The following is a 7495-nucleotide window of genomic DNA, read 5'->3' as shown; positions in this document are numbered from 1 at the left end:
CGGCCCCGGCGGTCCGGCCGGGGGCCCCGGCGGCGCGGGCGCGGGCCATGCCGGAGCCGACGGCCCCGGCCGCCCGCAGCCGCCGCGCGGCCCGGCGCTGAACCTCCGCAGCCCCGCCCACCGCGTCGAGCGCGAGCTGCTGAAGCTCGCCCTCCAGCGCCCGGAGCTGGTCTCCCCGGCCTTCGACGCCTACGGGATCGACGAGTTCACCGCCCCGCCGTACGCCGCCGTGCGCCGCGCCATCGAGGAGGCGGGCGGGGCGAGCGGCGCCGACGGCGACTATCTGACGCGGGTCCGCGAGGCCGCCCCCGACGACACGGTGCGCGCGATGTGCACCGAGCTGGCCGTCGAGCCGCTGAACCTCCGCCGCGATCCCGACGAGGCCTACGCGGGCGTCCAGTTGGTGGCCGTCCGGCTGGCCGCGGTCAACCGGCGGATCGGCGAGGTCCAGGGCGCCCTCCAGCGGCTCGGCCCCGGCGCCGACGCCGCCCACCTCGCCGCCGTGCAGAACGAGCTGTGGGTCCTCCAGCAGTACGGGCAGTCGCTCCGCGAGAAGGGCGCGGCGGCGCTGTGAGCGCTGCGCCCTGAGCGACGCGCTGTGCACGATGCGCTGTAACCGGCCGGTCACGGCCCGCTGAGCAAAAAGTGCCCGCACGCCCCTCGTGGCGGGCCTGTCTCGTACTCCACACTGGGGTGCGGTGCCTGAGTCCTCGGAGCGCGGCGGTGTTGGCCGGGAAGGGCCGGAATCCCCCGCAGATCCGCTCATGATGTACGGGACGGACGGTGGCATGGCCACCGCAGCCGTACCCGATCGTTCTGCCGCCTCAGCAGCGATCACCCTGGAGGTCGCCCCCGTGCAGACCCGGACCCTGACCGACGCGGCTCCCCCGGCGACGCCGCCGCAGCCGCTGTCCCCCCACCCCGGCCCCGAACCGGCCACGGCCCCGGCACCGGCCGAGCTGGAAGCGGTCGAAGCCCTGGCGGCCGTGGCCGCGGCCGTACCGGAGGCGGCCGTACCGGAAGCGGTCGAGGCCGAGGAAACCCCGGAAGGCCCAGACGCCCCGGACACTCCAGACGCCCCGGACACCCCAGACGCTCGGGACACCCCAGACGCTCCGGACGCCCCCGAGGCGCCCGAGCCGGGCGCCGCCCGCGCCGATACCTCCGGCGGACCCTCCTCCGACCTCTTCCGCCAGTACCTCCGCGAGATCGGCCGGATCCCGCTGCTGTCCGCCGCCGAGGAGGTCGAGCTGGCGCGCCGGGTCGAGGCGGGCCTGTTCGCCGAGGAGAAGCTCGGCAGCACCCCCGACCTGGACTCCCAGCTGGCCCTCGACCTCGACCGTCTGGTCGTCCTGGGCCGCATGGCCAAGCGCCGCCTCATCGAGGCCAACCTCCGCCTCGTCGTCTCCGTCGCCAAGCGCTACGTCGGCAGAGGCCTGACCATGCTGGACCTGGTACAGGAGGGCAACCTGGGGCTGATCCGCGCGGTGGAGAAGTTCGACTACGCCCGCGGCTACAAGTTCTCCACGTACGCGACCTGGTGGATCCGCCAGGCCATGTCCCGCGCCCTCGCCGACCAGGCCCGCACGATCCGGGTCCCGGTGCATGTCGTCGAACTGATCAACCGGGTGGTGCGGGTGCAGCGCCGGATGCTGCAGGAGCGCGGCTACGAGCCCACGCCCGAGGAGGTCGCCCTTCACCTCGACCTCCCCCCGGAGCGGGTGAGCGAGGTGCTGCGCCTCGCCCAGGAGCCGGTCTCGCTGCACGCGCCCGTCGGGGAGGAGGACGACGTCGCGCTCGGCGATCTGATCGAGGACGGGGACGCGGCCTCGCCGGTGGAGTCGGCGGCGTTCCTGCTGCTGCGGGAGCACCTGGAGGCCGTGCTCTCCACGCTGGGGGAGCGGGAGCGGAAGGTGGTGCAGCTCCGCTACGGGCTGGCCGACGGGCGGCCCCGGACGCTGGAGGAGATAGGGCGGATCTTCGGGGTCACCCGGGAGCGGATCCGGCAGATCGAGTCGAAGACGCTCAACAAGCTCCGCGACCACGCGTTCGCCGACCAGCTCCGCGGCTACCTGGACTGACCGCTGCCCCGGCCCTCGGCCACCCCGGCCACCCCTGTCTCGTCCGTCCCGGCTATCCCATCTGCCCCGCGCCCATGCCCGCCTCGAACGCGCCCGGGTGGGTCTGCTCGCGGACCGCGATGTACTGCTGTCGCACGGCCTGGCCCACCGCCAGCTCCTCGCCCGGCTCGAAGACCTGGCTCGCGGCCGCGGGCCACGGCGGCGGCTGGTGCGGCGACAGGGTGCCGTGCGCGGCGCCCAGCGCCCAGGCGGCCTGCCGGGCGGCGCCCAGCGCGGCGTAGTCCGCGGGCTGCGGCACCACGACCTGGGCGCCCAGCAGCGCGGGGGCGATGGCCCGTACGGCGGGGAGGTCCGCGGCGGGCCCCAGCAGGAACACCCGCCGCACCGCGACCCCGCGCCCGCGCAGCACGTCCAGCGCGTCCGCCAGCCCGCACAGCATGCCCTCGAAGGCGGCGCGGGCCAGATGCTCGGGCTTCATGCTCTCGCGCCGCAGACCGGTCAGCGTCCCGGCGGTGTGCGGCAGGTGCGGGGTGCGCTCACCCTCCAGATAGGGCAGCAGCACCAGGCCGTACGACCCGGGGGTGGACTTCAGCGCCAGCGCGGAGAGCCCCTCCAGGTCGACGCTCAGCAGCTCGGCGGTGCCGCGCAGCGCCCGGACGGCGTTGAGCGTGTGGACGACCGGCAGGTGCATGCCGGTGGCGTCGGCGTACGAGGTGATGGTGCCCGTGGGGTCGACCAGCGCCTCGTGGTGGACGGAGAAGACGGAGCCGGAGGCGCCGAGCGAGATCACCGCGTCGCCGATCCCGACCCCGAGGCCGAACGCGGCCGCCATGGTCTCCCCGGTCCCGGCGGAGATCAGCAGCCCCTCGGGGGTGTGGCCCGCGGCCTCGGCCGGGCCGATGACCTCCGGCAGCCGCACCTGATGCCCGAGCGCCAGCTCGACCAGGTCGGGGCGCCAGGAGCCGGTGGCGGCCGACCAGTAGCCGGTGCCGGAGGCCGTGCCGCGGTCCGTGGTGCGCCGCGCGGGCCGCCCCAGAAGCTGCCACACCAGCCAGTCGTGCGGCTGCATCAGCTCGGTCACCCGCCGCGCCGCGTCCGGCTCGGTGCGGGCCAGCCACCGCAGCTTGGCCACGGCCTGCGTCCCGGTCGGCACGGAGCCCACCGCCTGCGCCCACGCGGCGCGGCCGCCGAGCGACTCGATGAGGTCGGCGGCCGCGGACTGGGCGCGCTTGTCGTTGCCCACCAGCGCGGGTCTCACGAGCACCCCGCCGGCGTCCAGCGCCAGCAGCCCGTGCCCCTGCGCCGACACGCCGATCGCCTGGACCCCCTCCAGCAGCTTGCCCTCGGCGGCCTCGCCGAGCGACAGCAGCCACGCCTGGGGGTCCACGTCGTACGGGGACGCGGCGGAACCCCCCGCGTTCCCCACGGACGCCGCCGGGCCCGCGGGATGCGGGGCGTAACCCTGCCTGAGTACGGCTCCCGTGTCCGTATCGCAGACGACGATCCGTGTGCTCTCGGACGAACTGTCCAACCCGGCGACTATCCCCATGGATCAGATCATGCCACCGAGAAGGCTAGGTGTGGCTCGTACCCCAGCCGTCCTCCCCCTCGGCGGGCTTCTCCCGCTGCCCGATCCGCTCGCGCAGCGGCTTGGCCTTCTCGAAGGCCTTCGCCGCCACCTGGCGCCCGCTGAGCGCGGCCGTCTCGGCGGAGTTGCGGACCGCCGGGTTCTGTACGAACCGCTGCCAGCCCTTGCGCAGCTGCTCGTACCGCTCGCGGCCGGCCCGCGTGCCGAGTACGTAGCCCACAGCCAGCCCGGTCATGAACGTCAGCCGGTAGCGCATCGACCTGCCCTTCTGGTTGTCCTTCGCGTCGGACCCTGGGGTCGTGCTGCGCCTACCCGTCCCGACCGCAGATCACCCGCGGCCGCCGTGAACACCCACGAGGTTACCGATTGGCGGAGCACCCCCCTGCTTGCGCTAATGTATGTGTCGCAGCGAGCGCACGCCGTCCGGGAGCCCCGTACGGAGTGATGGTCGCGGCACACGGAGCAATCCCCTGTAGCTCAATTGGCAGAGCAGCCGGCTGTTAACCGGCAGGTTACTGGTTCGAGTCCAGTCGGGGGAGCTCGGTCCCCTGTAGCTCAATTGGCAGAGCATTCGGCTGTTAACCGGAGGGTTACTGGTTCGAGTCCAGTCGGGGGAGCAGCGGGAGAGGACCCCATCGGGGTCCTTTTTCATTTCCCACCCTTGCCACCCTTCCCACCCCTTCCGCCCCGCGCCCCCCGCGCGCGGGCATGGGGGCACCCATCCCCGGCCCCCCGAAGCAACAGATCGTATGAGCGGCTATGCTGCGGCAGACGGCGCACGCGAAAGCGCGCGACGCGCCGTTACGGGGCGGTAGCTCAGCCGGTTAGAGCAGCGGACTCATAATCCGTCGGCCGTGGGTTCGAGTCCCACCCGCCCCACCAAAGGAAAGCCAAAGAAGCGTTCTGACCTGCGGAAACGTCTCTTCGGGCTGTGGGATTCGGGACTTTGGCCCAACGGAGTGACCCCGTTGGGCATGACTTGGGTAGACGCCTGGGTCTGCAGTTGCCCTTGGGGCTGTGACCTGCGGTGATGTAGTGGCTGGCGGGGCGGCGGGCTGGAGTGGAAGCGCGCCCAGGGGACGCTCAGGGGACACGGGGTTCCGGAACTGCGGTGCGGCTTCGCGGTGCACTTCTTGCTTGGGCTCTCTCGCCGTCACGACCAGCTCCGCGCGGACGCCCGCGGCAGGGCCGCGTCCTTCGGCTCGGGTATCCCGCCGCACGCGGCCGGCCGCGCACGAGTGGACGGCAGGAGCCGCCGGGCCTCCGCGAGCCCCCCATCCGCGGTTGAATATGCGGTGTGGCACGGAGAGTTGTGGGGTTCGGCGAGGACGATCTGCGGACGCTGGCCGGGGTTCGGTCCTTCGAGCGGGGGCTGGGGTACCTGGACGCGGTGAGCGGTCTGGAGGTGGGGGAGAGCTCGGTCACCGCCGTGGTGCACGGTACGGATGCCTACGAGGTGGAGCTCACCCTGGCCGGGGACGACGGGCTCTCGGGGTGGTGCGACTGCCCGTACGGGCAGGAGGGCAACTTCTGTAAGCACTGTGTGGCGGTGGGGCTGACCGTGCTGCGGCGGGCCAAGACGATCCCGCGTCAGCGGGCCGCGGCACAGGCACGGGCCTCCGGCCTGGAAGCGTGGCTGACTGTGCTGTCCCGGGACGAACTCCTGACGCTGGTGCGGGAGCAGATCGCCGAGGACCGCGGGCTGCGCCGGCGCCTGGAGCTGCGGGCCGCCGCGGCTCGTTCCGACCTCGGCCCGGTCCGGGAGCGGATCCTGGTGCTGATCGATCCGAGGCCCTTCGCCCGGTACGGGTACGTCGAGTACGCCGATGCCCCCGGGTATGCGCAGCAGGTGGCAGAGGCGGCGGCCGCGCTGCGCGCCCTGACCGCCGACGGTCGAGCGGCGCAGGCGGTCGGTCTGGCCGAGGAGGCGATCCGGGTGCTGGGGGAGGCGTACGGGGAGATCGACGACTCCGTCGGTGTGGTGGGGCAGGCCGCCGCAGCGGTGGCCGAGGCCCATGTGGAAGCGTGCGGAGCCGCGCGCACCGATCCGGAGCACCTGGCCGAGTGGCTGGTCGGCCAGGTGCTCGGCGACGGCGGCGGGCTGACGGATCTGGACCCGCTGGACTATGCCGAGGTGCTGGGGCCGAGTGGGCTTGCCCGCGTGCGGCAGTTGGCGGCTGAGGCACTCAGGCGCAGGCCGTCCGGGTGGGCGGCGCGGTACCTGATGGAGCGTCTGGTCAAGGCGGAGGGCGACATCGACGCGCTGGTCGCCCTGTACGCACAGGACCTCGACCCGTCCGGTGCCACCCATCTGCGCATCGCCGAGGAGCTGGAGTCCGCGGGCCGCGCCGACGAGGCGCTCACATGGGCGGAGCGCGGACTTCGGGACTGTGCCGCCGAGACGTACATCGAGGGCCTCCTGGTCGACTACGTGTGTGCCCGTTACGCGAAGGCGGGGCGGCATGCCGACGTGGTCGGCGTGCGCCGGGACCGGTTCCGCACCGAGCGGTCCCTGGCCGCCTACCAGCAGCTGCGCTGTGCTGCTCAGGCCGCGGAGTGCTGGGGGGCCGAGCGCGTGGCCGCGCTGGCCGCGCTGAGGGAAGACGCCCGCCGTGAGCGCGGCGGCCGGTACGGCGGGCCCGTGCTGATCGACGCGCTGCTCGATGACGGCGATGTGGACGCGGCCTGGCGCGAGGCCGAGGGCATCGCCGACGACCGGCAGTGGGAACACCTCGCCGGCCTGTCGCGCGAGACGCACCCGGCCGAGGCGCTCGCGGTCTACCTGCGGCTGGTCGAGCGGCTGAAGGAGCCGACCGGTGACCGGGTCTACGAGCATCTGGCGCGGCTGCTGCAGGGTGCCCGTGACTGCCATCGTGCGCTGGGGACGCAGGAGGCGTTCACCGGCTATCTCGCCGGCCTGCGGGCGGAACTGAAACGCCGGCGCAAGCTGATGAGCATCCTCGACCGGTACGGGCTGTGAATGGGGGCCCGATGCCCGCTCACCGCGTGCCGGACGGTGCTTCTCAGTCCCTGACGTCGATCATGCGTACGGGCTGTCCGGTCGCACGGGCGATCGTCTCGAAGTCGCGGTCGTAGTGCAGCAGGGTCAGCCCCGCCTCTTCCGCGGCGGCGGCGAGCAGCAGGTCGACGGGTCCCGCGCTGCGATGCTCGCCCTTGGCGGTGAGCAGCTCCTGGACGACGCGTGCGCGGCGGTAGATGCCGTCGGGCATGGGGCACCAGGTGTAGTGGGCGTTCAGCGTGCGCTTCACGCGTTCCCGGTCTGCCGCCGAGCGTGCGGAGTAGAGGACTTCCAGTTCGGTGATGTCGCACAGGGCGACGAGCCCCGCGCCGATCCTGTCGTCCCACTCGGCCGTGCTCTGGCCGAGGAGGACGCGGGCGAGGGCGGAGGTGTCGATCAGGTAGTCGGCGACGGTCACGCATCCGCTCCCGCGCCGCCGGCACCGTCCGGCTCGCCGGTGGACCGGTACTTGCTCTTGTCGAGGAGAACGTCCATGTCCAGGGCGCCTTCGGCGACCAGTTCGCGGGCCTCTCCGAGAGCGCGCAGCCGCCGGTAGCGGGCGGTGACCTCCCGCAGGGCGGTGTTGATGGTGTCGCGCTTGGTCGTGGTGCCGAGCTCCTTGGCGGCAGCCTCCAGGGCCTCGTCGTCGAGATCGATCACGGTGCGGCTCATGGCGCCCCCTTATATATACAGCCTCATATATCAATATACCTGATCGAGTATGCCTGGGCGGGGGTCACTTGTTCCGAGTCGTCTGCGCATGGCAGCCCAGTGCAAGGGTCCGGCCGGAATTGTCGCTGGAGAGGT

The 7495-nt window shown here is 72.9% G+C and carries 6 protein-coding genes, 3 tRNA genes and 1 pseudogene; 6 read left to right on the top strand and 4 right to left on the bottom strand.

From position 1 onward, the window contains the following. Together ABFY07_RS09555 and ABFY07_RS09550 are read left to right on the top strand one after the other, a co-directional pair. Window positions 1–574 (top strand): annotated as a pseudogene (locus ABFY07_RS09555) (DNA primase); the annotation flags it as partial. 124 nt (window positions 575–698) lie between these two features. Continuing rightward, a complete protein-coding gene (locus tag ABFY07_RS09550; RefSeq protein ID WP_346174024.1) occupies window positions 699–2081 on the top strand; it encodes an RNA polymerase sigma factor in 1383 nt (460 codons plus the stop codon). Window positions 2082–2133: 52 nt separating this feature from the next. Here ABFY07_RS09550 and ABFY07_RS09545 read toward each other — a convergent pair whose 3' ends face one another. Together ABFY07_RS09545 and ABFY07_RS09540 are read right to left on the bottom strand one after the other, a co-directional pair. Next, window positions 2134–3630 (bottom strand): FGGY family carbohydrate kinase, encoded by a 1497-nt coding sequence (locus tag ABFY07_RS09545; RefSeq protein ID WP_346174023.1) that lies wholly within the window; start codon window positions 3628–3630, stop codon window positions 2134–2136. Window positions 3631–3655: 25 nt separating this feature from the next. Further along, a complete protein-coding gene (locus tag ABFY07_RS09540) occupies window positions 3656–3925 on the bottom strand; it encodes a YtxH domain-containing protein (RefSeq protein ID WP_346174022.1) in 270 nt (89 codons plus the stop codon). 210 nt (window positions 3926–4135) lie between these two features. Here ABFY07_RS09540 and ABFY07_RS09535 point away from each other — a divergent pair. The 4 genes from ABFY07_RS09535 to ABFY07_RS09520 all read left to right on the top strand — a co-directional run bounded on the left by ABFY07_RS09535 (window position 4136) and on the right by ABFY07_RS09520 (window position 6649). Beyond that, window positions 4136–4208 (top strand) — tRNA-Asn (locus ABFY07_RS09535). Window positions 4209–4213: 5 nt separating this feature from the next. Beyond that, window positions 4214–4286 (top strand) — tRNA-Asn (locus tag ABFY07_RS09530). Between the two features lie 188 nt (window positions 4287–4474). Further along, a tRNA-Ile gene (locus ABFY07_RS09525) sits at window positions 4475–4551 on the top strand. Between the two features lie 415 nt (window positions 4552–4966). After that, window positions 4967–6649: an SWIM zinc finger family protein gene (locus ABFY07_RS09520; RefSeq protein ID WP_346174021.1), complete on the top strand. Its 1683-nt coding sequence runs from the start codon at window positions 4967–4969 to the stop codon at window positions 6647–6649. Window positions 6650–6692: 43 nt separating this feature from the next. On the opposite strand, the gene ABFY07_RS09515 is transcribed toward ABFY07_RS09520, so the two are convergent. Both ABFY07_RS09515 and ABFY07_RS09510 read right to left on the bottom strand, forming a co-directional pair. Then, window positions 6693–7106, bottom strand: a complete 414-nt coding sequence (locus ABFY07_RS09515; RefSeq protein ID WP_346174020.1) for a PIN domain nuclease — start codon at window positions 7104–7106, stop codon at window positions 6693–6695. Next, window positions 7103–7360 (bottom strand): type II toxin-antitoxin system VapB family antitoxin, encoded by a 258-nt coding sequence (locus tag ABFY07_RS09510; protein WP_345056183.1) that lies wholly within the window; start codon window positions 7358–7360, stop codon window positions 7103–7105. Before ABFY07_RS09510 ends, ABFY07_RS09515 begins: the two co-directional genes overlap by 4 nt. Between the last annotated feature and the right edge of the window lie 135 nt (window positions 7361–7495).

Source organism: Streptomyces sparsogenes subsp. cuspidosporus (genome assembly GCF_039532705.1).
GTDB lineage: Bacteria > Actinomycetota > Actinomycetes > Streptomycetales > Streptomycetaceae > Streptomyces > Streptomyces sparsogenes.
Note: the sequence above shows the minus strand (reverse complement) of the source record. Positions and strands in the feature narration are given on the sequence as shown.

What these genes read in the sequence shown, in the direction of transcription:
- ABFY07_RS09545 (WP_346174023.1), bottom strand. Translation starts at nt 3,630, where the DNA reads ATGGGGATAGTCGCCGGGTTGGACAGTTCGTCCGAGAGCACACGGATC.
- ABFY07_RS09540 (WP_346174022.1), bottom strand. Translation starts at nt 3,925, where the DNA reads ATGCGCTACCGGCTGACGTTCATGACCGGGCTGGCTGTGGGCTACGTA.
- ABFY07_RS09510 (WP_345056183.1), bottom strand. Translation starts at nt 7,360, where the DNA reads ATGAGCCGCACCGTGATCGATCTCGACGACGAGGCCCTGGAGGCTGCC.